Genomic DNA, 255 nt, shown 5'->3' with positions numbered 1-255 from the left:
GGCAGCGAGGGGGTGACGCAGGAGGGTAGCCCATCCCGGGCGATGGTTGTCCCGGGGTAACGGTGTAGCACGCAGGTCCAGGCAAATCCGGGCCTGTGCAGGTGTGAGACCGGATGCCGAGCCGGTGAGGCGAAGTGGGTGATCCCCGGCTGCCGAGAAAAGCCTCTAGCGAGGGGCCGCGTGGTCCGTACCCGAAACCGACACAGGTGGTCTGGTAGAGCATACCGAGGCGAGCGGGGTAACCGTGGTTAAGGA

The 255-nt window shown here is 65.9% G+C and carries 1 rRNA gene; it reads left to right on the top strand.

Annotated features, from left to right (window positions below):
• A 23S ribosomal RNA gene (locus ACOQFL_RS22875) occupies positions 1-255 on the top strand; the annotation flags it as partial.

The organism is Actinopolyspora sabaoui (assembly GCF_051225635.1).
In the GTDB taxonomy this organism is placed as follows: domain Bacteria; phylum Actinomycetota; class Actinomycetes; order Mycobacteriales; family Pseudonocardiaceae; genus Actinopolyspora.
Note: the sequence above shows the minus strand (reverse complement) of the source record. Positions and strands in the feature narration are given on the sequence as shown.